This is a genomic window from Komagataeibacter medellinensis NBRC 3288 (assembly GCF_000182745.2).
In the GTDB taxonomy this organism is placed as follows: Bacteria; Pseudomonadota; Alphaproteobacteria; order Acetobacterales; family Acetobacteraceae; genus Komagataeibacter; species Komagataeibacter medellinensis.
This window is the reverse complement of sequence record NC_016027.1, coordinates 1,263,585-1,288,341: the sequence shown is the minus strand read 5'-3', so window position 1 is coordinate 1,288,341 and position 24,757 is coordinate 1,263,585. Positions and strand designations below refer to the sequence as shown.

At 62.4% G+C, this 24,757-nt stretch carries 23 protein-coding genes and 1 other RNA gene; 17 read left to right on the top strand and 7 right to left on the bottom strand.

All coding sequences use genetic code 11. The features are described 5' to 3' along the window. Positions 1 to 14 precede the first annotated feature (14 nt). The 3 genes from GLX_RS05865 to GLX_RS05855 are packed head-to-tail and all read left to right on the top strand — an operon-like array spanning position 15 to position 2,315. Positions 15 to 773, top strand: coding sequence for an SDR family NAD(P)-dependent oxidoreductase (locus GLX_RS05865; protein ID WP_041247209.1), 759 nt, complete (start codon positions 15 to 17; stop codon positions 771 to 773). Between the two features lie 2 nt (positions 774 to 775). Further along, on the top strand, positions 776 to 1,699 hold the full coding sequence (locus GLX_RS05860; protein ID WP_014105084.1) for a polyphosphate kinase 2 family protein: 924 nt from the start codon (positions 776 to 778) through the stop codon (positions 1,697 to 1,699). A 52-nt stretch (positions 1,700 to 1,751) separates the two neighbouring features. Beyond that, positions 1,752 to 2,315, top strand: a complete 564-nt coding sequence (locus GLX_RS05855; protein ID WP_014105083.1) for a DUF3465 domain-containing protein — start codon at positions 1,752 to 1,754, stop codon at positions 2,313 to 2,315. A gap of 107 nt (positions 2,316 to 2,422) precedes the next feature. On the opposite strand, the gene GLX_RS05850 is transcribed toward GLX_RS05855, so the two are convergent. From GLX_RS05850 to clpS, 3 genes are all read right to left on the bottom strand, one after another. Then, complete coding sequence (locus tag GLX_RS05850; protein WP_041247652.1) at positions 2,423 to 2,746, bottom strand: YnfA family protein; 324 nt, start codon at positions 2,744 to 2,746, stop codon at positions 2,423 to 2,425. Positions 2,747 to 2,832: 86 nt separating this feature from the next. Further along, the gene (clpA, locus tag GLX_RS05845; RefSeq protein WP_014105081.1) at positions 2,833 to 5,163 is read right to left on the bottom strand and encodes an ATP-dependent Clp protease ATP-binding subunit ClpA; all 2,331 of its coding nucleotides are present in this window, start codon (positions 5,161 to 5,163) and stop codon (positions 2,833 to 2,835) included. Positions 5,164 to 5,311: 148 nt separating this feature from the next. Further along, the gene (gene clpS, locus GLX_RS05840; RefSeq protein WP_041247651.1) at positions 5,312 to 5,683 is read right to left on the bottom strand and encodes an ATP-dependent Clp protease adapter ClpS; all 372 of its coding nucleotides are present in this window, start codon (positions 5,681 to 5,683) and stop codon (positions 5,312 to 5,314) included. Positions 5,684 to 6,001: 318 nt separating this feature from the next. Between clpS and GLX_RS05835 the strand changes: the two genes are divergently transcribed. From GLX_RS05835 to folB, 9 genes are all read left to right on the top strand, one after another. Next, the gene (locus GLX_RS05835; protein ID WP_041247207.1) at positions 6,002 to 7,126 is read left to right on the top strand and encodes a D-alanyl-D-alanine carboxypeptidase family protein; all 1,125 of its coding nucleotides are present in this window, start codon (positions 6,002 to 6,004) and stop codon (positions 7,124 to 7,126) included. Between the two features lie 136 nt (positions 7,127 to 7,262). Next, positions 7,263 to 8,069 (top strand): type I methionyl aminopeptidase, encoded by an 807-nt coding sequence (gene map / locus GLX_RS05830; protein ID WP_014105078.1) that lies wholly within the window; start codon positions 7,263 to 7,265, stop codon positions 8,067 to 8,069. A 50-nt stretch (positions 8,070 to 8,119) separates the two neighbouring features. Next, on the top strand, positions 8,120 to 9,895 hold the full coding sequence (gene ggt, locus GLX_RS05825) for a gamma-glutamyltransferase (RefSeq protein WP_014105077.1): 1,776 nt from the start codon (positions 8,120 to 8,122) through the stop codon (positions 9,893 to 9,895). 71 nt (positions 9,896 to 9,966) lie between these two features. Next, positions 9,967 to 10,061: signal recognition particle sRNA small type (ffs, locus tag GLX_RS16405), an RNA gene on the top strand. 64 nt (positions 10,062 to 10,125) lie between these two features. After that, positions 10,126 to 12,153 carry a DNA polymerase III subunit gamma/tau gene (locus GLX_RS05820; protein ID WP_014105076.1) on the top strand — a complete coding sequence of 676 codons (2,028 nt, stop codon included), beginning with the start codon at positions 10,126 to 10,128 and terminating at the stop codon, positions 12,151 to 12,153. Between the two features lie 15 nt (positions 12,154 to 12,168). Continuing rightward, positions 12,169 to 12,492 (top strand): YbaB/EbfC family nucleoid-associated protein, encoded by a 324-nt coding sequence (locus GLX_RS05815; protein WP_014105075.1) that lies wholly within the window; start codon positions 12,169 to 12,171, stop codon positions 12,490 to 12,492. A 22-nt stretch (positions 12,493 to 12,514) separates the two neighbouring features. Then, positions 12,515 to 13,111 carry a recombination mediator RecR gene (gene recR, locus GLX_RS05810; RefSeq protein WP_014105074.1) on the top strand — a complete coding sequence of 199 codons (597 nt, stop codon included), beginning with the start codon at positions 12,515 to 12,517 and terminating at the stop codon, positions 13,109 to 13,111. Further along, on the top strand, positions 13,108 to 13,893 hold the full coding sequence (locus tag GLX_RS05805) for an SDR family oxidoreductase (protein WP_014105073.1): 786 nt from the start codon (positions 13,108 to 13,110) through the stop codon (positions 13,891 to 13,893). The genes recR and GLX_RS05805 overlap by 4 nt, the downstream gene beginning before the upstream one ends. A 24-nt stretch (positions 13,894 to 13,917) precedes the next feature. Further along, the gene (gene folB / locus GLX_RS05800) at positions 13,918 to 14,319 is read left to right on the top strand and encodes a dihydroneopterin aldolase (protein ID WP_014105072.1); all 402 of its coding nucleotides are present in this window, start codon (positions 13,918 to 13,920) and stop codon (positions 14,317 to 14,319) included. 44 nt (positions 14,320 to 14,363) lie between these two features. Here the strand turns inward: folB and GLX_RS05795 are convergent, their stop codons facing one another. After that, the gene (locus GLX_RS05795; protein WP_041247206.1) at positions 14,364 to 14,696 is read right to left on the bottom strand and encodes a TIGR02300 family protein; all 333 of its coding nucleotides are present in this window, start codon (positions 14,694 to 14,696) and stop codon (positions 14,364 to 14,366) included. 181 nt (positions 14,697 to 14,877) lie between these two features. On the opposite strand from GLX_RS05795, the gene aroA reads away from it, so the two are divergent. From aroA to rpsA, 3 genes are all read left to right on the top strand, one after another. Then, positions 14,878 to 16,233 (top strand): 3-phosphoshikimate 1-carboxyvinyltransferase, encoded by a 1,356-nt coding sequence (aroA, locus tag GLX_RS05790; RefSeq protein ID WP_014105070.1) that lies wholly within the window; start codon positions 14,878 to 14,880, stop codon positions 16,231 to 16,233. Further along, the gene (gene cmk, locus GLX_RS05785; protein WP_014105069.1) at positions 16,230 to 16,871 is read left to right on the top strand and encodes a (d)CMP kinase; all 642 of its coding nucleotides are present in this window, start codon (positions 16,230 to 16,232) and stop codon (positions 16,869 to 16,871) included. Before aroA ends, cmk begins: the two co-directional genes overlap by 4 nt. Positions 16,872 to 17,149: 278 nt before the next feature. After that, positions 17,150 to 18,865, top strand: a complete 1,716-nt coding sequence (gene rpsA / locus GLX_RS05780) for a 30S ribosomal protein S1 (protein WP_014105068.1) — start codon at positions 17,150 to 17,152, stop codon at positions 18,863 to 18,865. 250 nt (positions 18,866 to 19,115) lie between these two features. On the opposite strand, the gene GLX_RS05775 is transcribed toward rpsA, so the two are convergent. Then, positions 19,116 to 21,821, bottom strand: a complete 2,706-nt coding sequence (locus GLX_RS05775) for a M16 family metallopeptidase (RefSeq protein ID WP_014105067.1) — start codon at positions 21,819 to 21,821, stop codon at positions 19,116 to 19,118. Between the two features lie 73 nt (positions 21,822 to 21,894). On the opposite strand from GLX_RS05775, the gene GLX_RS05770 reads away from it, so the two are divergent. Both GLX_RS05770 and GLX_RS05765 read left to right on the top strand, forming a co-directional pair. Beyond that, the gene (locus GLX_RS05770; protein WP_041247650.1) at positions 21,895 to 23,067 is read left to right on the top strand and encodes a serine hydrolase domain-containing protein; all 1,173 of its coding nucleotides are present in this window, start codon (positions 21,895 to 21,897) and stop codon (positions 23,065 to 23,067) included. A gap of 41 nt (positions 23,068 to 23,108) precedes the next feature. Beyond that, entirely contained in the window at positions 23,109 to 23,630 is a 522-nt protein-coding gene (locus GLX_RS05765) for a hypothetical protein (protein WP_014105065.1), read from the top strand. A gap of 141 nt (positions 23,631 to 23,771) precedes the next feature. Here the strand turns inward: GLX_RS05765 and GLX_RS05760 are convergent, their stop codons facing one another. Beyond that, entirely contained in the window at positions 23,772 to 23,951 is a 180-nt protein-coding gene (locus GLX_RS05760) for a DUF1674 domain-containing protein (RefSeq protein WP_041247204.1), read from the bottom strand. Positions 23,952 to 24,034: 83 nt separating this feature from the next. Beyond that, positions 24,035 to 24,757, bottom strand: a complete 723-nt coding sequence (gene ccmI, locus GLX_RS05755) for a c-type cytochrome biogenesis protein CcmI (protein ID WP_014105063.1) — start codon at positions 24,755 to 24,757, stop codon at positions 24,035 to 24,037.

Below are 24,757 nucleotides of genomic sequence, written 5' to 3'. Positions count from 1 at the left end.
GCAGGAGAAGCATGATGAAGCAGATCGCACTGGTAACGGGCGCTACCGCCGGGTTTGGCAGGGCCATTGCCGAGCGCCTTGTCCATGATGGCTACCGGGTCATTGCAACCGGGCGCAGGCAGGAGCGGCTTGATGAACTGGCGACACACCTCGGCCCTGACCTGCTGCCCTTCCGGCTGGACATGAATGATGCCAAAGCCATTGCAGGCCTGCCCGCCAGCCTGCCCGAAGGCTGGCGTGATGTGGATGTGCTGATCAATAACGCAGGGCTGGCGCTGGGTATGGAAAAGGCGCAGGAGGCCGAGATCGCCAACTGGCAGACCATGATCGCCACCAACGTGACCGGCATGGTCGAACTGACGCGCGTGTTGCTGCCGGGCATGCTGGCGCGCGACAGGGGCCATGTCATTGCGCTGGGCAGCACGGCGGCTATCTATCCTTACACGGGTGGCAATGTGTACGGGGCGACCAAGGCCTTTGTCCGCCAGTTCACCCGCAACCTGCGGTGTGACCTGCTGGGGAACAACGTGCGTGTGACCAACCTGGAACCCGGCCTGTGCGGGGGGAGTGAGTTCAGTAACGTGCGCCTGCGTGATGATGCGAAGGCGGCCGCCGTGTACGAAGGCACGAACCCCCTGCTGCCTGCTGATATTGCTGAGACGGTGGCATGGGTGCTCTCGTTGCCCCGGCACGTCAACATCAATGAGATCGAACTTATGCCCACCTGCCAGGCAGCCGGTGGCCTGTCGGTTGCACGTGGCATGAAGGACTGAGTATGCCCAAGAAAGATACTTCCAATAAGCTGGCCCGTCGTTTTACCGTTCACAACGGCCATGATTTCTCCCTTGCTGCCTGCCCCACCCGGGCGGCGGATGCCTGCGGGCTGGACAAGAAAGCCGGCAAGCAGTTGCTCAGGGAGCGGATTGGCCGTCTCTCCCAGTTGCAGTCGCTCCTGTATGCCAACGGGACGTGGTCGCTGCTGATCGTGCTGCAGGCACTCGATGCGGGTGGGAAGGATGGCGTGATCAAGCATGTCATGTCCGGTATCAACCCGCAGGGGGTCAGTGTCACGTCCTTCAAGCAGCCTGGGCCGGTCGAACTGTCGCATGGCTATCTGTGGCGCGAGCACCTTGCCGCTCCGGCGGCAGGACGCATCGGCATTTTCAATCGCAGTCACTACGAGGAAGTGCTGGTGACCCGCGTGCATCCTGAACTGCTGGAGCACGAATGCCTGCCATCCACCCTGCGCCACAAGCCGAGCTTCTGGGAAGACCGCTATCACGATATCAACCATTTCGAGCGGTATCTGGCGCGGCAGGGTACGCTGGTGCTCAAATTCTTCCTGCACCTGTCCAAGGAAGAGCAGCGCAAACGCTTCCTGCGCCGGATCGAGCACCGTACCAAGAACTGGAAGTTCTCCCCCTCCGATATTCATGAGCGCCAGTACTGGGATGATTACCAGCATGCCTATGAGGAGGCGATCCGCCGTACCGCCCACCCCGATGCGCCGTGGGTCGTTGTGCCAGCCGACCAGAAATGGTTTGAACGCCTGGTGGTGATCGAGGCGATTATTGATACACTGGAAAAATTACACCTGAAGATGCCGACATCCGACCCCTCCATGGAGCAGGAGATGGAGAAGGCCCGCAGGCAGCTTGAGGCTGAGGCCCCGAAGTCCGGTACCAACGCCGTGCATTGACGGACCGCTCCACACCCCGCAAAAGATTGTGATCTTGCATGATGGGAGAACAATGATGGCAGCGACACGCTGGCCGCTACGCGGGGTAATGGGGCTTGCGGCCCTTCTGGCGGTGCAGGGCGCGTTTGCACCTGCCGCCCATGCTCGCCACCACCGCCACCGCCATGAAGCGCACGAGGAAAGTGCGCGTACTGGCGGGGAAGGGAAGGAAAAGGCACAGCCGATTACCAGTCCCGTGCCCGAATCCTGCGATAACAGCAAATTCCTGGCAGACCTGCGGGCAGCGGAAAGCGCGCAGGCACCCCATCCCGACCGGGTCGAACATGTCTGTGGACATGTAATGACGGTCGCCCCCGCAAAGCGTACCCGCAGCGGGCTGCATGGTTACTTCTATGTCGATGTAGGACAGGGGGTCTCCATCCGCATTGTGTCCGACCTTGACCGCATGACTGCGCCCACATGGCCATGGGTGGCCAAAGGGGACCAGACCGATGTGCTGGGGCGTTATTATTATGATAACCCGCAAAGCCAGGGCATTGACTGGACCCATCACGGCACTGGCAAAAGCTGGCCGGTTGAGGGTTATGTGGTGGTTAACGGTACCCGTTACCAGTAAAAAGAAGAGTAAAAGTTTTTTGGTGCTGCCTTTTTCAAAAAGGCAGCGTTTTTTTAAGGATTTTTGACAAAATCTTTACCAAAAACTTCTTTCTGATTTAATGATTTTCAGCCGTGCGGGGCCAGCAGGATAATGGCTGCCCCTGCAAGGCAGATGGCCGCCCCACCCAGATCCCACCGGTCGGGCGGCAGGCTCTCCACCAGCCACGACCAGATCAGGCTGGCGGCAATATAGACCCCACCATAAATGGCATAGGCCCGGCCCGCGTTATCGGCAGGGCTGAAGGTCAGCAGCCAGGCAAACAGTACCAGTGAAAGGCAGCCTGGCAACAGTACGAATGCCGAACGGCCAAGGCGCATCCATGCCCAGAAACAGAAACAGCCCGCAATTTCGGCAAAGGCGGCGGGGATGTAGAGCAGTGCGGTCAGCATGGGTTCTTTCACGGGTATGAATAAAAAAACAGGGATCATTTCTGATCCCTGTCCTTGTTGGTCGGTCCGGTTATGAAGGGGAGAGGTTAATCCGCCGCTTCTTCTTCACGGGTGCTGTCGCCTTCATCCCCTTCAGCAGAAGCGTTTTCCGCCTGCGAGATGTATTCAAAGTCCAGCTTGCCATCCTTGAGCGTGATCTTGGCCACCCCGCCCTTGGTCAGCTTGCCAAACAACAGTTCCTCAGCCAGCGGTTTCTTGATGTTCTCCTGAATGACACGGCCCAGCGGGCGTGCGCCATACAGCCGATCATACCCGCGTTCCGCCAGCCATTCACGCGCGGCGGACGAGATCTCGATCATCACGTTGCGGTCTGCCAACTGGGCTTCCAACTGGAAGATGAACTTCTCAACCACCCGGTCCACCACATGCGGCGACAGGTTGGCAAACGGGATGATCGCATCCAGCCGGTTGCGGAACTCCGGCGTAAACAGGCGCTTGATCGCATCCTCATCCTCGCCTTCGCGTGACGTGCGGCCAAAGCCGATCGCTTCCTTGCTCAGGTCAGCAGCACCCGCATTGGTGGTCATGATCAGGACTACGTTGCGGAAGTCCACCGTCTTGCCGTTATGGTCGGTCAGGCGGCCATGGTCCATCACCTGTAGCAGGACATTATACAGGTCCTGGTGCGCCTTCTCGATTTCATCAAGCAGCAGGACCGCATGCGGGTGCTGGTCGATGGCATCGGTCAGCAGGCCACCCTGGTCAAAGCCCACATAGCCCGGCGGTGCGCCGATCAGGCGCGAGATCGAATGCCGTTCCATGTATTCCGACATGTCGAAGCGGATCAGTTCGATCCCCAGCGTACTGGCAAGTTGCTTGGCCACTTCCGTTTTGCCGACACCCGTGGGGCCGGAGAACAGGTAGTTGCCAATCGGCTTTTCCGGATCACGTAGTCCGGCGCGCGACAGCTTGATTGCGGCGGTCAGCGCTTCGATTGCCTTGTCCTGCCCATAGACCATGCCCTTGAGGTCACGCTCCAGCGAACGCAGCGTTTCCTTGTCATCGGACGAAACGCTCTTGGGCGGGATGCGCGCGATCTTGGCGACGATATCCTCCACATCTTTCAGCGTGACCGTCTTGCGGCGGCGGTTTTCAGGCACCAACATGCGCGATGCACCGACTTCGTCAATCACGTCGATGGCCTTGTCGGGCAGCTTGCGGTCATGGATGTACTTGGCGGACAGTTCCACCGCACCCCGGATCGCATCATCGGTGTAGCGCACCTTGTGGTGCTTTTCGTAATTGACTTTCAGCCCACGCAGGATCTTGACCGCATCATCGACCGAGGGCTCCGCCACGTCGATCTTCTGGAACCGGCGCACCAGTGCGCGATCTTTCTCGAAGTGCTGGCGGTATTCCTTATATGTGGTCGAACCCATGCAGCGCAGCGTGCCGGCCGCAAGGGCGGGCTTGAGCAGATTGGAGGCATCCATCGCCCCGCCCGAAGTCGCACCCGCCCCGATCACCGTATGGATCTCGTCGATGAACAGGATGGAGCCGGGGTTGTTGTCGAGTTCGGTCACGACCGCCTTCAGCCGTTCCTCAAAATCGCCACGGTAGCGGGTGCCAGCCAGCAGCGCGCCCATATCCAGCGAATAGATGGTGGAATTGAGCAGCACTTCAGGCACGTCACCTTCGACAATGCGCTTGGCCAGCCCTTCGGCAATGGCGGTCTTGCCCACGCCGGGGTCACCCACATAGAGCGGGTTGTTCTTGGTGCGGCGGCACAGGATCTGGATCGTACGCTCGATTTCGGAGTCGCGACCGATGAGGGGATCAACCTTGCCCGCCAGCGCCTTTTCATTGAGGTTGGTGCAGTAGGTGGACAGTGCATCCTGGCTTTTCTGCCCGGGCTTTGCACGCTCCTCATTCTCATTGCTTTCGGGGGGACTGCCAGCCACGGGGCGACGCGTGGAGCGGTCTGGTGCCTTGGCAATGCCGTGGGAGATGAAGTTCACCGCATCCAGACGTGTCATGTCCTGTAACTGCAGGAAATACACCGCATGGCTTTCGCGCTCGGCAAACAGGGCCACAAGCACGTTCGCTCCGGTTACCTCGTCCCGCCCGGTGGACTGGACATGGATGGCGGCGCGCTGGATCACGCGCTGGAAGGCGGCAGTGGGCTTGGGGTCAACAGTACGGTCGGCGGCGAGACCTGCCAGATCCTTGTCCAGAAAGTCGGTCAGGTCGGTGCGCAGCTTGTTCATGTCTACCCCGCAGGCGCGGAATACCGTCACGGCATCCGGATCATCGAGCAGGGCAAGCAGGAGATGTTCAAGCGTTGCGTATTCGTGCCGGCGGTCACCCGCCAGTGTCAGCGCACGGTGAAGCGTCTGTTCAAGATTACGTGACAACATGCCGAGACGCTCCTTTTCCAGATGGGGCCAGCATGGCCCCGGAGATCATAACCGGTAAGTCAGGACAATCCTTGCCCCGTTGCCGGGGAAATGCCAGCACAAAATGCCATGGCATGCGATAGGGCCACGACGGGGGCTTTCCCGTTGGTCAGTCCTTTTCGATGGTGCATTGCAGCGGGTGCTGGTTCTGGCGGGCCAGATCCATCACCTGTGTTACCTTGGTTTCCGCGACCTCATACGTAAAGACCCCGCACACACCGACACCACGTTTGTGAACGTGGAGCATGATGTCTGTCGCTTCCTCGCGGTTTTTCTGGAAAAAACGTTCCAGCACATGCACCACGAATTCCATGGGCGTATAGTCGTCGTTGAGCATCAGCACCTTGTACATCGCCGGCTTACGGGTCTGCGGGCGGGTGTGGATGACCACGTCGATCATGCCGTCATCATTGCCGGGGAGACTGTCCTGGCCGCCATTGCGCCGTGGCGGCGTGTTGCCACCATGGCTGTGCGGGCGCATCCCGGCCCTGGCGGGCCATGGTGCGGAATGGGGTAGGAAGGGGCGGGCATGAGCAGACATGACATGTACCATATTGGAACTTTCCCACCTGTTGAAAGGGGTACGGGGGCATTGGCACAAGGATTTTTTTATGCTCGCTCCCATGGCTTTCATCCTTTCGCCATGATCGGGTATGGAAATACGCTCTGGACGAACAGAAAACCTTTCTTTTAGAATGCCTCAAGACCAGCAACCCGTAAATGGACGGAGGGGCGTGCGTGAACACCGCATGTCCACATGCCATATGACTGTCATTGCAGCCGCAGGTTCCCCCCTTATATGAGCCGTTTTGCCATCCACTCTTTCTCGCGCTTCCGCGTCATGGCCACCGTCGGGCTGTGCATCGGCCTTGGCGGCATGCATGCCGCGCGTGCCCAGTACGCAGGCCAGGTTAGTTCCATCGTGGTGGATGCACGCACCGGTGCCGTGCTGTCCCAGCAAGACCCGGACCTGCGGCGCTATCCCGCCAGCCTGACAAAGCTTATGACGCTCTACCTGACTTTCAAGGCCGTGCGCACGGGTCAGATCTCGCTGGATCAGCAGATGCCGGTTTCCGTCCATGCCGCCTCAATGGAGCCGTCCAGGCTGGGCCTGCGGCCTGGTTCCTCCCTTACGGTCGAGCAGGCGGTGCTGGCGCTTGTTACCAAATCCGCCAATGATGCCGCATGCGCTTTGGGCGAATTCCTGGGTGGAGGGGACGAGACCCGCTTCGCCGCGATGATGACGCGTGAGGCAGGCCGCCTGCACATGTACGACACCGTGTTCCGTAACGCATCCGGCCTGCCGAATCCGGAGCAGATGACCTCGGCGCGCGACCTGGCTGTTCTGGCGCAGCACCTGATTGTCGATTATGGCGAATATTATCATTATTTTGCCGTGCCCGGATTTTATTTCCACGGGCGTGCCATCCCCAACCATGATCCCATGCTGGGCGTCTATCCCGGGGCCGATGGTCTTAAGACCGGTTATACGGATGAGGCGGGACATAACCTCGTCACTTCCGCCGTGCGCGATAACGTGCGTCTGATTGCGGTGGTGATGGGTGCGAAATCCAATGCCAGCCGCAACAACGCCATGGCGGAACTGCTTGATGCCAGCTTCCAGGCCGAGGGTATAGCCCCCGCTACCGTGCGACCGCTGGTGCTGGCGCGCGCGCAGGCGGCCCACGCGGCATGGGGGCGGCGCCCGGCGCACGGCACTGTGCTTGCCTCTGCCCGCCTGCATGCCTCCCGGCCGATGGAAGTGGCCGAAGCGCCTGCCATCCCGGCATCCTACATCCGTCTCCGGCACGGGCATGGTACGGTGGTGCACATTCACCCCGCCCCGGTACGGGAGCATGTCCATCTTGTCAGCATGGGCCATGCCGCACATACGACCCATGTGCGGGCCAAAACCCGAAGCTGACAGCAAGCGACTGGCACTGTATAGGGAATACCATCATCCATCCGGTGTGTCCGGCCCTGCGGGCGGGTGCGCTCCTGTTGTCCCTTCATGACTGCGGGCGGGTGGTCATGTATCGAGTGCAGGAAAGGATCACGCCATGGAAGGCGATATGCGGGGCGGTGGAATCCAGCTCCATTCCCCCGAGGATTTTGCCGGTATGCGGGCGGCAGGCCAGCTTGCCGCCCGCACGCTGGACATGATCACGCCCCATGTGCGTGAAGGGGTAACCACGGGCGAACTTGACCGCCTGATCCACGATTTCATGGTCGCCAACGGCGCGGTTCCGGCCACGCTGGGTTATCGGGGCTATCCGGCTTCGAGCTGCATTTCGATCAACCATGTCGTCTGCCATGGCATACCGGGAGACCGTGCGCTGAAGGATGGCGACATTCTCAACATTGACGTGACCGTCATCCTTGATGGCTGGTATGGTGATACCAGCCGCATGTACACGCTCGGCAAAATTCCCATAAAGGCCCAGAAGCTGATTGAGGCGACTTACGAGTCGCTGATGCTGTCCATTGATGCCGTGCGCCCCGGCGCCACGCTGGGTGATATCGGCCACGTCATCCAGACCTATGCCGAAGCGCGCCGCTTTTCGGTGGTGGAGGATTTCTGCGGCCATGGAATTGGCCGCACCTTCCATGCGCCCCCCAATGTGCTGCATTATGGCCGTCCCGGCGAAGGGCTGGTCCTGCGACCGGGCATGTTCTTTACCATCGAGCCGATGCTCAATGCAGGCCGCGCGGATGTAAAGATCCTTGATGATGGCTGGACAGCCGTAACCCGTGACCGTTCGCTCTCCGCTCAGTTCGAGCACATGCTGGGTGTGACCGAGGACGGGTGCGAGGTCTTCACCCTCTCACCCGCAGGCTTTACCTGTCCGCCCTACCCAGTGGCATGAAGCAGTACCCGGAGGGCGCGATGAGACAGAGAACCAGAAACGGAACCTTCATGCTTTTTTCCGGCAAGCTGCGGTACAGTGCGGTCTTTCTTACATGCATGGCCACAGGCGCGCCCCTGCCAGCCTGCGCTGCCGTATCCGACCCGCTGGCGTTCGAGACCACGCGCGGGGGGCAGGCCGTGGGCCAGGCCCCCATGCCGGGCCGTGAGGGTATGGTGGTAACGGCGCAGGATATCGCCTCGCATGTAGGGGCCGACATTCTGGCGCGCGGTGGCAATGCGGTGGATGCAGCCGTGGCTGTGGGCTATGCGATGGCAGTGGTCTATCCCGCCGCCGGCAACATCGGCGGCGGCGGGTTCATGACCCTGCGCACGCCGGACGGGCATGTCACGTTTCTTGATTTTCGTGAGCACGCGCCGGGTGCGGCCACGCCGGACATGTATCTTGACGGATCGGGCCATGTCATTGCCGGTGCCTCCACCAAAGGGTGGCGGGCTGTGGCCATTCCCGGCACCGTGGCAGGTATGGAGGAGGTGCATGGCCGCTGGGGCAGGCTGCCGCGCGCGGATGTGATGGCGCCCGCGATTGCGCTGGCGCGTGATGGTTTTATCCTCAAGGCCAGCGATGTGGACCTGCTGCGCACATCTACGGCCGCTTTTGCCAAAGACCCGTATGCCAGCAAAATTTTCCTGCATGCTGATGGCACGCCGCTGGCAGTAGGGGAGAAGCTGGTGCAGTCCGATCTGGCCCGCACGCTGGAGCGGATCGCACGCGATGGCGCGCGCGCCTTCTATGAAGGGCCGATTGCCAAAGAAATCGTAAAAAGCAGCACAAAGGGCGGCGGTATCCTGTCGCGCCGGGATTTTGCCAGCTACCATACGCGTATGATGGCCCCTCTGTCGTGCGACTATCGTGGCTATCATATCGATACGGCTCCCCCGCCCAGCGGGGGTGGTGTGGCATTGTGCGAGATGCTTAACATCCTGTCGGGCTACGACATGCACGCCCTCGGGTTGCATACGGCGGCCAGCGTGCAGCGTGAGGTCGAGGCCATGCGCCACGCCTATGCCGACCGGCAGGACCTGGGCGATCCGGCCTTTGTCACCAATCCTGTCGCCCACCTGACCGATCCGGCCTATGCACGGCAGATCCGCCAGTACCTGCCGCTCAACCACGCTGTCCCTTCCGCCAGCCTTCATCCCGGTAACGCCGGGGGCGAGAAGGAGGAAACCACCCATTATTCCATAGCCGACCGTGATGGGATGGCCGTTGCCGTGACCTACACGCTCAATGGCTGGTTCGGCGCGGGTGTGGTGGCCGGGCGTACCGGCATTGTCATGAATGACGAGATGGACGACTTTTCTAGCCAGCCCGGTGCGCCCAACATGTTCGGTATCGTTGGCAGTGTAGCCAATGCGATCGCACCGGGTAAGACGCCACTTTCGTCCATGGCACCGACCATTGTCTCACGCGCGGGGCAACCGGTCATGGTGCTGGGCAGCCCCGGCGGGTCGCGTATTCCCACCATCGTGCTGTCAGTACTGACGGGTATGGTGGATTACGGGCTGGACGTGCAGCAGGCGGTCGACCTGCCGCGCATCCATGAACAGTGGCAGCCCGATGTAGTGCAGGTGGAAAAGGGTGCGCTTTCCCCCGCTGTTGAACGCACCCTGACCCGTGAGGGCTATACGATTGAGGAACACGCCCCTTGGGGCGTGGCCGAAAGCATTCTGGCCGGTGGTCCGCGCATCGGCCGTGCGGGGCAGGCCCGTTACTATGGCGGGGCCGACATGCGCCACCAGTCCGGCGCTGCCGTAGGGGAGTGAGGACAGGGGGCTGTTATTTTTTTTCAATGCCCCTTGTGCATAGGGCGGGTGTATGTGTTAGAACCCGCCCGGGAGATCGGTTGTAGACGGATACCTTGCTAACCTGGTCAGGTCCGGAAGGAAGCAGCCGTAGTAAGTTTCGTCCGGGTTATGGCCGGTCTTCCACCTGCAAGTTTCTGTGTCGCCATCGTGCCGCGCATGATGGCTACTTCTCCAGCCCGGATGCATCAATGACCGTCCCGTCGGATCAGGATCGTTCCGAGGAGGCCGGGCTGCCTGCACCGCCCGCAGATGGTCCCGGCCTGTTTGGCGACGCACCCCAGCCATCTCCTGTGCCCGCCGGGCCGGATGACGCTGCGGCAGCGCCCTACCGTGTGCTGGCCCGAAAATACCGCCCCACTACATTCGATGACCTGATCGGGCAGGAAACTACCGTCCGCATTCTGCGTAACGCCTTTGCCCAGAAGCGTGTGGCGCATGCATTCATGCTGACTGGTGTGCGCGGTGTGGGCAAGACGACCACGGCCCGCATCATCGCGCGCGCGCTCAACTGCACCGGGCCAGATGGCAAGGGCGGCCCCACGGCCGACCCGTGTGGCGTATGCCCCAACTGCGTGGCGATTCTGGCGGACCGGCACCCTGATGTGCTGGAAATTGACGCCGCATCCCGTACGGGCGTGGATGATGTGCGTGAAATTATCGAGGCGACGCGCTTCCGCCCGCTGCAGGGACGCATGAAGGTCTTCATCATTGATGAGGTCCACATGCTCTCGCGCAACGCGTTCAACGCCCTGCTCAAGACACTGGAGGAACCGCCACCGCAGGTTACCTTCATTTTTGCCACAACCGAACTGCGCAAGGTGCTGGTGACCGTGCTGTCGCGGTGCCAGACCTTTGCGCTGCGCCGCGTGCCGCAGGTGGAACTGGCCGCCCATTTTGACCGCGTGGCACAGGCCGAGCATGTGCGTTTCAGCGCCGATGCGCTGGCCCTGATCGCGCGCGCGGCCGATGGCTCGGTGCGTGATGGCCTGTCGCTGCTGGATCAGGCCATGGCCCAGGGTACACTGGATGGGGAAGGGGGGGTAGATGCTGCCCCCATCGGGGTGGATCTGGTATCGGGCATGCTGGGGCTGGCGGATCGCGGGCTGGTGTTCGACCTGCTGGAAGCCGTGCTGGAAGGCCGGGCTGACCGCGCGCTGGATATAACGGGTGATGTGTACATGCGTGGTGGTGACCTTGGCGTCATGCTGGGCGATGTACTGGAGCTGGTGCATACCGTCTCGCGCATCAAGGCCATTCCGGCCCTGCGTGATAATCCCGAACTGCCGGAAGCCGAGCGCCAGCGGGGTGCCGCATTGGCCGAGCGCGTGCCGGTGCCAGTGCTGGGGCGGACATGGCAGATGCTGCTCAAGGGTGTTGCCGAAGTCGAGCACGCGCCGGACCGTAGGCAGGCGGTAGACATGGTGCTGATCCGCCTGTGCTACGTTGCCGACCTGCCACCACCGGGTGATGTGGTGCGCGGGATGCTGGGGCAGGACGGTGCGGCCACGCCCATCCACGCTTCCCCCATCCCGGCGGGTGCGGAGGGACAGGGTGCCCCATCGGCCCATGCGGGGGTACAGGCCGCTGCCGCCCCGGTCGGTGCGTCACCGCCTGTGGGCGGTGGGGAACTCCGCATGGTGGCCAATGGTGGCATGCGGGTGGACAGCGCGCCCCACCCCACGCCCAGGCCGGGCCAGATGGAGGAGACCGAACCCGCTCAGCTCCCCACTGCACCACCACGTACATGGCGCGAGACCGTGGCCTTTGTCTCGGGCCGGGACGCCATGCTGCATGGCCACCTGCGACATGCGACCCATCTTGTCTCCTTCGCCCCTCCATTGATCGAGGTCCGCGTGGAGCGCAACAGCCTGCCTGGCCTGGCCCGGCGGCTTGAGGCCCTGCTGCGCGAGGGAACGGGTGACGGTTCATGGCAGGTCCGCCTGTCGGATGCGCCGGGTGAGGCCACCCTGGCCGAGCAGGGAGCGGAAATCATCCAGTTGCACCGTGCCGCAGCCGAGGCCCATCCGCTGGTGCAGGCGGCAATGCAGGTTTTTCCGACCGCCCGGCTGGGTGAGGTGACCGACCACGCGCTTGATGATTACGGCCTGCCGCCCGAAGAAATGGCGGGCCAGAATTTGGTTCCGGATCTCGAATTTGCCCCTCTCGATGCCGATCTGGCAGGAGAGGATGATCTGGATACAGACGAGTTTGCTTGAGGAGATATACCAGACATGAAAAATCTTGCCGGTCTTATGAAACAGGCCACCCAGATGCAGGCCCGCATGGAAGAAATGCAGGCCAAGCTGGAAACCATGACCATCGAAGGCAGCGCGGGTGCGGGCATGGTCACCCTGACCATGAACGGCAAGGGGGACATGAAGTCGATCACCATCGACCCCAAGCTGGCAGATCCGGCTGAAATGGAAATGCTGCAGGATCTGATCCTTGCCGCCAGCGCCGATGCCCGCAAGAAGCTCGATGCGACCGCCAGCGAGGAAATGAAGAAGGTCACCGGCGGGATGAACCTGCCCGGCGGCATGAAATTCCCGTTCTGAGCATCTGCCGGAAGGAACAGGGATGAGCGGCCGCGGCGAGATCGACCGCCTGATAACCCTGCTGGGTCGCCTGCCGGGGCTGGGGCCACGTTCGGCACGGCGCGCGGCCCTTGCCCTGCTGCGCCAGCCCCATGCACGCATGCTGCCTCTGGCGCAGGCCATGGAACAGGCGGCGCGGGCCGTGCGCACCTGTTCGCGCTGCGGCAATCTGGACACCACAGACCCGTGTGGCATCTGTACGGACCCCACGCGTGATGACGGACTGGTCTGCGTGGTGGAGAACGTGGGCGACCTGTGGGCGCTCGAGCGTGCGGGCGTGCATCGTGGTGTGTATCAGGTGCTCGGTGGTACGCTCTCCGCCCTTTCGGGCATCGGGCCGGATGACCTGAATGTCCAGTCCCTGCTGGACCGTATCGCCGCTGGTGGTGTGCGCGAGGTGATCCTTGCACTGGGCACCACGGTAGAGGGCGCTACAACCATGCACTGGCTGCATGAACGTCTTGCTCGTTTTGATGTGCAGGTCAGTCGTGTGGGGCAGGGCGTGCCCGTAGGGGGCGCGCTGGATGTGCTCGATGACGGCACACTTGCTGCTGCCATCATGGCGCGTCGGCCCGCATGAACTCCGCCCCATATTGGCCGGTGCCACAGGGTATGCCGCGCGTGGCGCTGGTGACCGGGGGGGCGGCCCGCCTTGGCCGCGCGATTGCGCTGGAACTCGCGCACGCGGGGTTTGACGTGGGCCTGCATTACAACCATTCCATGCAGGCTGCCAGAGAGACCGCGGCCGAAATCCGCGCACTGGGCCGCCAGGCCCACCTGGTGCAGGCTGATCTGGCATGCGAGGCGGCGGTGACACCCCTGCTGGGTGCTGTAACGCACGCGCTGGGGCCGGTTGGCGTGCTGGTGAACAATGCCAGCCTGTTCCGGCGTGATGAATGGGACAGCGCCACTCGCGCGGGTTGGGATGCCCACATTGAGCCCAATACCCGCGCGCCATTCGTATTGATGCAGGAATTCGCCCGGCTGCTGCCTGCCCATGCCGAGGGCATGGTGCTGAACATGCTTGATGAGCGTGTCTGGTCGCTTACCCCGCATTTTGTCAGCTATACGGTGTCCAAGGCGGCATTATGGACACTGACCCAGACCATGGCGCTGGCGCTGGCGCCACGCAATATCCGGGTCAATGCCATTGGCCCCGGTCCGGTCCTGCCCACGCCGGCCCAGAGTGCGGAGCAGTTCGCCCGCCAGTGTGCCTCCGTGCCGCTGGGCCGTGTCGCTACACCGGATGAAATTGCCCGTGCGGCGCTCTCACTGGTCTGCCTGCCTTCCGTGACCGGGCAGATGCTGGCGCTTGATGGCGGCCAGCACATGCAGTGGTCGCCTACGCCCGTACGGGGCTGAATCCTTCAACCGACCGGAACTATCATGTCCCTGCTGCCGCCCTGGAATGAACCCGAACCGTTGCGCTGCTTGTTCGTACGCAACATGGTACTGGACGCCCGTATAGGCGTATTCGCGCATGAGCAGGGGGTAACCCAGCGCATACGGGTCAATGTGGCCTTTGGCGTGGCGGATGACGCAACGCTGGCGGTGGGTGTGGATGATCTGGCGCGCACGGTCTCGTATGAGCGCGTGGTGCTGCTGGTGCGCGAACTGGTGGCGCAGGGGCACGTGGCCCTGGTCGAGACGCTGGCCGAGCGGATCGCCGCAGGCGTGCTGGCGGAAAAGCGCGTGCGTGTGACACGGGTCAGCGTGGAAAAACTCGACATCTTCGACGATGCCGAATCGGTTGGCGTCGAGATCGAGCGTCGTAATCCCGCCTGCTGATGCACAGTGACCCGGCGCTTTCGCGCCGGGCCTGTCGGGCGGGATCAGTTGTCGTGGTCGTCCTTGTCGGTTTTTACGTCAATGTCGGCGCTGCTGATGTCATCATCGTCATCATCATCCAGTCCTGCATCGTCGGGCAGCACGGCGTCGGTGTCTTCATCCGTATCTGTGTCCAGATCGACATCGTTTTCCAGCGCATCATCGCCGGTCTTGGGCTTGGATTCGGGGACGACTTCCACCGGGCGGCGCACGCGGGGCAGTTCTACGGGCTGTTCAGCACCGCATTTGGGGCAGATCGCCGGATTCTTGTTTAGATCGTAGAAACGGGCGCTGCAGGAGACACAGACACGTTTGGTGCCGAGGTTGGACTGAACCATCTTGAACCTGTCGATCCTGTTTTGAATGATGAATGGAGCCACGGTATTCGTAAAGTGGCAAAAGGCGCAGCCCCATGCCAGTTTGTGCGCCGCCTGTCAAACGGTGGCGCATGCCCCCGACAGGGGGATCATGCCGATCTGTGATTGACTTTGCCACCTGGAATACGGAATTGGACGCGTTATGAAAACCGATCATGCCCCTTCTTCCGTCTGCGCGCTGACGGTCTCGGCCCCGCGTGCGGGCCTGTCCGGCCATGTCAATGTCCCGGGCGACAAGTCGATCAGCCACCGTTCGCTGATGTTTTCTGCCCTTGCGCGCGGCACGACCCACATCGTTGGCCTGCTTGAAGGCGAGGACGTGCTGCGTACCGCCGATGCCATGCGTGCGCTGGGTGCGGATATTACCCGCTCTGAAACGTCTGGCGTGTGGATTGTAGTGGGTCATGGCCTGGACGGCCTGCGCGAACCCGCCGATGTGCTGGACATGGGCAATTCGGGCACGGCTGCCCGCCTGCTATCGGGCATTCTGGCAAGCCACGGCTTTACCTCCGTCATGACGGGCGATGCCAGCCTGCGTGGCCGTCCGATGAAACGCGTGATGGATCCGCTGGCCGCCACGGGGGCCACGTTTCTGGCGCGTCAGGGCGGGCGGCTGCCACTGGCCATTGCGGGCAATGCCAACCCGCCGCCGCTCTCCTACCGGCTGCCGGTGGCTTCAGCCCAGGTCAAGTCCGCCGTGCTGCTGGCCGGGCTGAACGCGGTGGGCGAGACGCGGGTGGAAGAACCCGTGGCCACGCGCGACCATACCGAAAACATGCTGCGCCACTTTGGCGCCAGCGTGCAGGTGGCCCCGCTGGATGCGGGCGGGTGCGTCATTACCCTGCAGGGGCGGCCGGACCTGGTGGCGCGTGACATCGTGGTGCCGGGTGATCCGTCATCGGCGGCCTTCGTGCTGGTGGCGGCGCTGCTGGTGCCGGGATCACAAGTCAGTGTACGCGGTGTGGGCCTGAACCCGTTGCGCACTGGCCTGTTCATCTCACTGCGCGAAATGGGGGCAAATCTCGTCATCAGCAACGAGCGCGTGGAAGGGGGGGAACCGGTAGGTGACATCACCGCCACTGTCGGCGCGTTGCACGGTGTGGATGTGTCCGCCACGCGCGCGCCGTCCATGATTGATGAATATCCCATCCTTGCCGTTGCCGCCGCTCACGCTACCGGTCAGTCGCGCTTTCGCGGGCTGGAGGAACTGCGCGTGAAGGAAAGCGACCGCCTTGCCGCGACCGTGGCCTTGCTGGAAGTCAATGGCGTTCGGGTTGAGGTCGTGGGTGATGACATGATCGTGCATGGCACCGGCGGTGCCATTCCCGGTGGGGGCCTGGTCCGTACTCATATGGACCATCGGCTGGCCATGAGCGCCATCATCATGGGGCTTGCGGCCCAAAAGCCGGTCTCGGTGGATGACACGGCTTTCATCGACACCAGCTTCCCCGGTTTCACCACCCTTATGAACAGCATCGGCGCAGGGCTGGGGGCATGACGCGGCGGCTGGTCATTGCGGTTGACGGGCCTGCCGCCGCAGGCAAGGGCACGCTGGCACGCAGGCTGGCGGAAGCGCTGGGCCTGCCTTATCTGGATACCGGGCTGCTGTATCGCGCCACGGGGCGGCGCATGATCGATGCAGGGCAGGACCCCGCCACGGCACCGGCGGAGGCATTTGCAGCCTCTGTCGGACTTGCGGACCTGAGCCGCACCGACCTGCGCGTGCCCGAAGTGGACCGCGCCGCCAGCCTTGTGGCCAGTCAGCCCGCCGTGCGCCGCATGCTGGTCGATGTGCAGCGCCGTTTTGCCGACACGCATGGTGCGGTGCTGGACGGACGGGATATCGGTACCGTCATTTTTCCCGATGCCTCGGTCAAGCTGTTCATCACCGCATCCCCCTACACCCGTGCCGTGCGGCGGTGGGAACAGATGGCGGCCTGCACTGACGTGCCGGATCGCGCTGAACAGATTGCCCGTGTGGAGCGTGAGATCGCGGCACGGGATGCAGCGGACTCCAGCCGCGCTGTCGCCCCCCTACGGGCGGCGGAAGATGCTGTGCATATCGAGACCGACCACCTGAACGCGGATGAGGTACTGGCCGAAGCGCTCCGGGTCGTTGCACGCATGACGCGCTGAAGCGTTTTTGTGCAAGAACCAGGGATCGCGGCCATGGTTTTTATTGACATCTGCCATCCATAGGGTGTCTGTGCACAACGGTGCATACCCCACGCGCCCGCGCGCGGGGGGTGGCGTTACATTTATTGGCCGTCAGGCGTGCTGCGACCGTGTCGGGGCATTTTTTCGCCGGGCAAGCCGTTCCCATGGCCGCGTGCATTCATGCGGGCAGGCGGGGCGCAGGATTGTCCACACGCGCCCGCGTGGTGATGTGTGGTTACAGGATTTACGAGTAACTCATGGCTTCAGCCACAACACAGCCCGTCGCCGACCATAAGGGTGGCGAGGACTTTGCCGCCCTTCTTGAGGAAACCCTTGGTCGGGACTCCGCCTTTGACGGTTCCGTTGTCACGGGTCGCGTCGTCCGCCTGACGGATGAATTCGCGATCGTCGATGTCGGCCTGAAAAGCGAAGGGCGCGTCTCCCTCAAGGAATTCGGCCCGCCGGGCGTTACCCCCGATGTCAAGCCGGGCGATGTCATCGAACTGTTCGTCGAGCGGTACGAAGATCGTGACGGATCCATCGTCCTGTCGCGTGAAAAAGCCCGTCGCGAGGAAGCCTGGTCGAACCTGGAAAAGGCGTTCGAAAGCAACCAGCGCGTCAACGGCACCATCTATGGCCGCGTCAAGGGTGGCTTCACCGTTGACCTGGGCGGCGCGATGGCGTTCCTGCCCGGCAGCCAGGTGGATATCCGTCCTGTACGCGACGTGACCCCGCTGATGGGCGTGCCCCAGCCCTTCCAGATCCTGAAGATGGACCGCGCACGCGGCAACATCGTCGTGTCGCGTCGTGCGGTTCTTGAAGAGACCCGTGCGGAACAGCGCAGCGAGCTGATCCAGGGCCTGAAGGAAGGCATGATCCTTGATGGCGTGGTCAAGAACATCACCGATTACGGTGCGTTCGTGGACCTCGGCGGCGTCGATGGCCTGCTGCATGTGACCGATATCGCATGGAAGCGCATCAACCACCCGTCCGAAGCCCTGCAGATCGGCCAGCCGGTTCGCGTGCAGGTCATCCGCTTCAACCCCGATACGCAGCGTATCTCGCTGGGCATGAAGCAGCTTGAGGCTGACCCGTGGGAAAACGTGGCGATCAAGTACCCCCCGGGTGCCCGTTACACCGGTCGCGTCACGAACATCACCGATTACGGTGCATTCGTGGAACTGGAGCCGGGCGTCGAGGGTCTGGTGCACGTGTCCGAAATGTCCTGGACGAAGAAAAACGTCCATCCGGGCAAGATCGTCGCCACTTCTCAGGAAGTCGATGTGATGGTTCTGGATGTGGACAGCGCGAAGCGCCGCATCTCGCTGGGCCTGAAGCAGGTGCAGCGCAACCCGTGGGAGCAGTTCGCCGAGGAACACAAGGTTGGTTCCGTGGTGGAAGGCGAGATCCGCAACATCACCGAGTTCGGCCTGTTCATCGGCCTGTCCGCCGACATCGACGGCATGGTTCACATGTCCGATCTGTCGTGGGACGAGCCGGGCGAAGTTGCCATGAGCCACTACGAAAAGGGCCAGGTCGTGAAGGCCAAGGTTCTGGACGTGGACGTGGAGAAGGAGCGCATCTCGCTCGGTATCAAGCAGCTGCATGAAGATCCGGCCGCCGATACCCTGAGCAAGGTGCAGAAGGGCGCCGTTGTGACCTGCATCGTGACCGCTGTTCAGTCGAACGGCATTGAGGTGAAGGTTGACGACGTGCTGACCGGTTTCATCCGCCGTGCGGAACTGGCACGCGACAAGGCCGACCAGCGTCCGGAGCGTTTTGCCGTTGGTGAGCGTGTCGATGCGAAGGTTGTCTCGGTTGACCGCGCAGCCCGCAAGCTGGCCCTGACCATCCGCGGCCGTGAGGTCGAGGAAGACAAGCAGGCGATCACCGACTACGGTTCGTCCGATAGCGGGGCTTCGCTGGGTGATATCCTGGGTGCAGCGATCCGTCGCCGTAACGCAGAGAACTGATCCCGCAACAGTGTCCGGCCTGCCATGTAGGCCGGATAGTGTGCGAAAAGGGCGGTGCAGGAATGCACCGCCCTTTTTTATTGGATTGCAGGGACTTTATCGGTCTGGATGCGGAAAACGGTGGCTGGAACGCGCTCCCGTACAAATCATGAAGAAGTTTTTTGATGAAGCTTTTTTCAAAAAGCTCCAAGGAACGCCGCCTTTTAAAAAAGGCGGCACCCAAAAACTTTTATTATTTTAGAATAACCAGTTACGGCGTAGTAACCGGCCCCTTGATGATTGTGGCCAGATCCGCCGGGCGGATCCATTTGCGGAAGGCATCGCGGATGGTTGTGGCATCCATCGTGTAATAGGCCTGTGCCGCGATATCGTTCTGATTGAATGGTAGGCCAAGATTACTGAAATGCAGGTAGCTTTCGGCAATCGTATCAAGACTGGCCGATTGCAGGGCCAGGCTGCGCAGCAGGCCCGTGCGAGCCATGACCAGTTCGTCTTCGCTGACAGGTTCGGTCTGCATGGCGATAAGGTCATGCACGGCAGCCGTACGGGCGGCGGCAATCTTGTCCGGGTCTGCACCGAAGGAGATGTTGTAGGCGCTGCGGTGGCGCTTCCATGTCAGGTTGCTACGGACGGTATAGACATATCCGGTGCGGACCCGCAGGTCGCGGTACAGGCGCGATGAAAAGCCGGAGCCAAGGATTTCATTGCCCATGTTGAGTGCGAAATGCTCCGGGTTGTCCACCGTTATGCCCAGGCTTTCAGGGAGCGATACGCTCGCCTGCATGCTGGACGGATCGGGCACATGCATAACGCGCGCATGGCTGTCCGGTCGGGGCGGCAGGTCGATTGCAGGGGTCGGGCCAATGGCCTGCCATGGACCGAAGGTACGGGTAACTGCCCTGTAGGCGGCATCGGGCGTGATGTCGCCGGTTATGACGATGGTGGTCAGGTCCGGGCGGTAAGCCGCCCCCCAGAAGGCCCGACAGTCCGCCAGCGTCAGTTTCATTACCTTGGCCGGGTTCGCCTGCCGTAGCGAGGGGTCACCCGGTGGGGATACGGCGGCCTGGAGTGCCCGGCCAAACAGGTAACTGGGCGAATGCAGCAGGCCGGACAGGGAGGCGGCGGTATTGGCGCGTACCACCCTGAACGCCGCTTCGGGCAGGGAGGGATGAAGCTCGTTTTCCGCTAGCAGGTCCAGTCCCCGGTCAAAATCCGGGGTCAGCACGTTCAGGCTGAATGTGGTTCCCGCACTTTCGGTAGCGGCAATGTCATCCAGTGCTTTCTGCAGGCCAATCCGGTCATGCATGGTGCTGCCATAGCGGAACAGTTCATCGGTAATGTCGGCAATGCCTTCCTGGCCGGGAGGTTCCTGCATGTCCTCGTTATGGCGGATGATACCATACAGGTTGATGGTATGGCTGACGGTGGCGGGGCGTACGACCAGTTTCAGTCCATTGGGCAGGGTAAAGGTTGCAGGCGGTGCCGCAGGCACGGGGGGGCGTACGGTGCGCAGGCTGGCATTGGCCCACGCGGGTAGGGTGACGGGGTGATCCGGCACGCTGGCAAAGGATTCGGAGCCGCCAAATCCCTTGCCGGGTGCGGGGTGGCCGCCGTCGCGCGGGGTCAGGATGGCGGTAATGGCCTGTTGTGGGTCAAGTACCTGCCGGGCCAGGCGGTTGACGTCCTCCGGTGTGACGGCGGCGAAGGCGGCTGCCTCGTCATCGGGGGATTGCAGACCCATGACCGCCTGCGCTTCCGACCAGCTTTCCGCAAGACCGGAAATGCTGTTGGCGGCAAAGCCAAGCTCGGCCAGTTCCTTGCGCTTGGCTGCATCGACCAGATCGGCAGGTACGCCGTTTTCACGCAGGCTGCGCAGGATGTCCTGCATGCGGGCCTGAAGGGGGCCGGGCGCGCTCCCCTTAGGGAAGGCAGCAATGGCGATGCCGATTCCCGCATCCGATTTGGTTATGAAGTCAAAGCTGGCCAGCAGCGCACGCCCCTGTGGCACCAGTTCATACAAGGCGCCCCGCTGGCTGGACAGCACATCGGACAGGATGCGCGCCGCAGCGAAGTCATGGCTGTTCTGGCCGGGCATGCGGCTGGCTATGGCCACCAGCCCCATGGGGTAATCGGTCGGGAACTGCAGGGTCTGTGCCTGAACGGGACCAGGATGGATTTCCGGGCGGGCGGGGAGTTTGCGGGCCGGGATCGCGCCAAAGGTCTTGCGCACCATGGCCAGCGTACGCGCCGCGTCCACATCGCCCGCAATGACCAGTATGGCGTTGTTGGGGGCATACCAGTCGCGGTAGAATCGGCGCAGCAGGGTGGTATCCGTCCTGTCAAACGACGGGCGTGTGCCCAGTGCGTCATGTTCGTAGGGGGTGTTTGCAAACAGGATGGACTGTAGCCGCGACAGGTAGACATAGCCCGGGCTGGACAGATCGCGCGAGACTTCCTGCTCGATCGCCCCACGTTCATGCGCCCAGTCATCGGCTGCCAGTGTCAGGCCGTTCATGCGCAGGGCCTCGATGTGGAGCAGCACATCCAGGTTTTCAGCCGGGGCGGTGTAGAAGAACTGGGTTACGTTTTCCGTCGTATCGGCATTGTAGCTGCCGCCCAGCCGTGCGCCGATGGCGGCCAACTGGTCACGATCCAGCCCCTCGCTGCCCCGGAACATCATGTGTTCCAGCGCATGTGCCGTGCCGGGAAAGGCTGCCGGTGCCGCGGCTGAACCGGCAAGGTAGTTGATTTCGGTACTGACCACCGGCGCCAGCCGGTCCGGCACGATCACGACCCGCAACCCGTTGGGCAGCGTGGCCTGTACCGGCATTTCGGGTTGCTCCCGTACTGCTGTGCCCGTCCCGGTCCGGGCAATGGCGGGCAGGCCGGGTATCAGGCAACTGGCACATAACAGGAAGGAGAGGGGGAATGTCTTGCGAAACAGGCGTGCTATCATGCCCCAAGGTTACGCTGCTTTGGGCGTGCCGACCAGTTCACCTGTTTTCCTTCTGTCCAACAAGGATGAAATCATGCCCCACGCCCAGCCTGATCCCGCGCATATGGCGGACCGTGTCCGTCAGGTCATGCAGGTTGCCGTGCAGACCGGCCGACTGATCGGCGCGGTCGTGCTGGTGGCGGTTGACGGCCAGACCGTGGTGACCGAGGCCATGGGGCTTGCGGACAGGGAACAGGCAAGCCCCATGCGGCCCGATACCGTATTCCGCCTCGCATCCCTTACCAAGCCCGTGGTGACCGCCACCGCCCTTGCTCTGGTCGAACAGGGCATGTTGGACCTGCATGCCCCGGTTACCCGATACCTGCCGGACTTCCGGCCCACCCTACCTGATGGCGGGGCCTGCGTCATCACGCCCCACCAGTTGCTGACCCATACCAGCGGGCTGACCTATGGCTTCTCTTTCCCGCGCGATGACAATCCCTACCTGCGTGCTGGGGTGTCGGACGGGATTGCCGACCCCGGCGTATCGCTGGCCGATAACCTTGCCCGCCTGGCCACGACGCGGCTGGTTTTCGCGCCAGGACAGGGGTGGAGCTACTCGCTGGGGCTGGATGTGATGGGCGGGGTGATTGAAAAGATTACCGGCCTGTCCCTGCCACAGGCCGTGCGCCAGCATGTGGGCGGCCCGCTGGGGTGGCTTCAGACCGGCTTTGTCCCGCCCGCGCATGACAGTCTGGCCGCCTGCTATGCCGATGCGCGGCCCGTCCCGATCCGCATGGGCGCAAGTTATGCACTGCCTCGCCTGTTGCCCGGTGGCGGGGTGGGGGAGATCCGCTTTGCACCCGACCGGATATTCAACCCCGCTTCCTATCCCTCTGGTGGTGCGGGCATGGTGGGCACAGCAGGAGAATTCCTGGCGTTTCTCGAAGCTGTCCGTCTGGGGGGCGAAGGGCTGCTGGCACCCGCATCGGCCGCACTGTTCGGTCGCAATGCGATCGGAGATGTGGACATGGGGCCGCTTGCACGCGGTCGGCGTTTTGGCTATGGCGGCGCGGTTATAGCCAATCCCGAGGCCGCGCGCACGCCGCTCAGCCCCGGCAGTTTTACATGGAGCGGTGTGTACGGGCACCAGTGGGTGGTGGACCGGGCGCGGGGGGTGAGTATTGTCATGCTCAGCAACACGGCACTGGCCGGGATGGCGGGAAGTTACCCCGATGCGGTTGTCGCCGCCGTGTGTGACAGATAACACTACCATCCACGATGGGTGTAAGGAGAGCGTGAACAGTCATGTCATTTGGTGATCGCGTCAACCAGTTCGATTCCTGGCTGCTGGACCGGATTTTCCAGCCTTTTGCCGATGCCCTGCCTGAACGCCTGACAGCCATGGAAGTGGGCATGAGCTTTCAGGTCGGTTCGATCGTGCTGTCGGCGGCATCCATTTCCGCTCTGCTGGTACTGGAAGGGATGACGCTGAACAACGTGATCACCAACCTGCTGGGCTGGTTTTTCGAGGTCATATTCTACATTGGCATCCACCGCCTGCGCCGGATGGTCAGGCCGGGCTACCAGAACCCGCTTCGCGTCATGCTGGCGGGCATGCGGCCCATTTCCATCCCGTTTGCAGCCTATGCGGTGTATCAGGCTGTAACGGCGGAGCGGGCTTATGAACTGGCGCTGTGGTTCAATTCGCTCTCGCAACTGGTATTCGTTGCCGGGATCTACCTGATCTCGTGCAATATCCCACCGCCGGGACACAGGGCGCGGCAGACCTCTTTCGGGCGCGGGCCGCTACCCAACGAGATCGGCTGAACGCGCAGCTCCGGCACAAGCAGCAAAGTATAAAGAAGTTTTAGGTGAAGCTTTTTTCCCAAAAAGCTTCAAAGAACGTCGCCTTTTTGAAAAAAGGCGACACCCAAAGACTTTTATTATTTTTTATCTGATGCGTTCTGTTCAGAAATCCACGCACCGCCCCTTGACCGTCCAGTCCCCGTAGCGCGTTGGCTCCGGCCCCTTGGGGCCACCGCGTTCATCGGGCTCGGCGGGCTGCTTCAGCAATGCGGCTTCCTTGGCCGCTTCATCCTGCGCTGTATCAGCCGCAGGGGGGGGGGCAGGGGTGTTGTCTTTGTTCATGCAGCCAGTTTCCGCCCAAGGCGAGGAAACTGGCAAGCACAAAAAGCCCATGCCAGCCCATGGATAGCGTGTTGTTGATGCGGCTACTGGTGCTCGGACTGGGCAATGCGCTGCTGCACCGTCATGCGCCATGGGGCATCGGCGGGGGCTGCATCCAGCGCGCGGCGGTACAGGTCGGCTGTTTCAGGCGAGATGTGGCCGCCATCGGCCATCATCTGCGCTTCTGCCGCACGCGCTGCCACTTCAGGATCAAAACGCTGGGCGATTGCATTACGCCAGGCTGCGGCCGCGGCGGCGTAATGGTCACGCCCTGCTTCCGCCTGGCCCAGCAGCACATACCCCTGGAACAGGCTGGGGTCGCCTGCGGGGATCAGTTTGAGCTGGTCACGTAGCCGATCAATGATCGCATCATTGCGGTGGTCTTCCTGCTTCAGGGCCGCAAGGCGCGGGGCCAGCGGCTGTGCCGGAAGCTGGGGATGCCCGACACATAGGTACAGCGCCACGGCCGCGACCGGCAGACCCACCAAGGCTGCCATGGTGACCATGGTGGAGGTGGAACGGCCAGCACTTTCGCTGGGTAGCAGGTCAACCCCCAGCAGGCGGCGCTGGATTTCCAGCCTTGCGCTATCATGCTCGGTAGGCGCGATCATGCCTTCCTGCAGGTCGCGCTCCAGTTCGGCCAACTGGGCCTGATGCAGCACAAGGGCAGTTTCACGTTCGTCGCGCAGCACGGTGGCGCGGCGGAACGACAGCAGCGCGGGCAGCAGCGCAATCACGCCAAGAAGGCAGATACCAATCCAGATCAT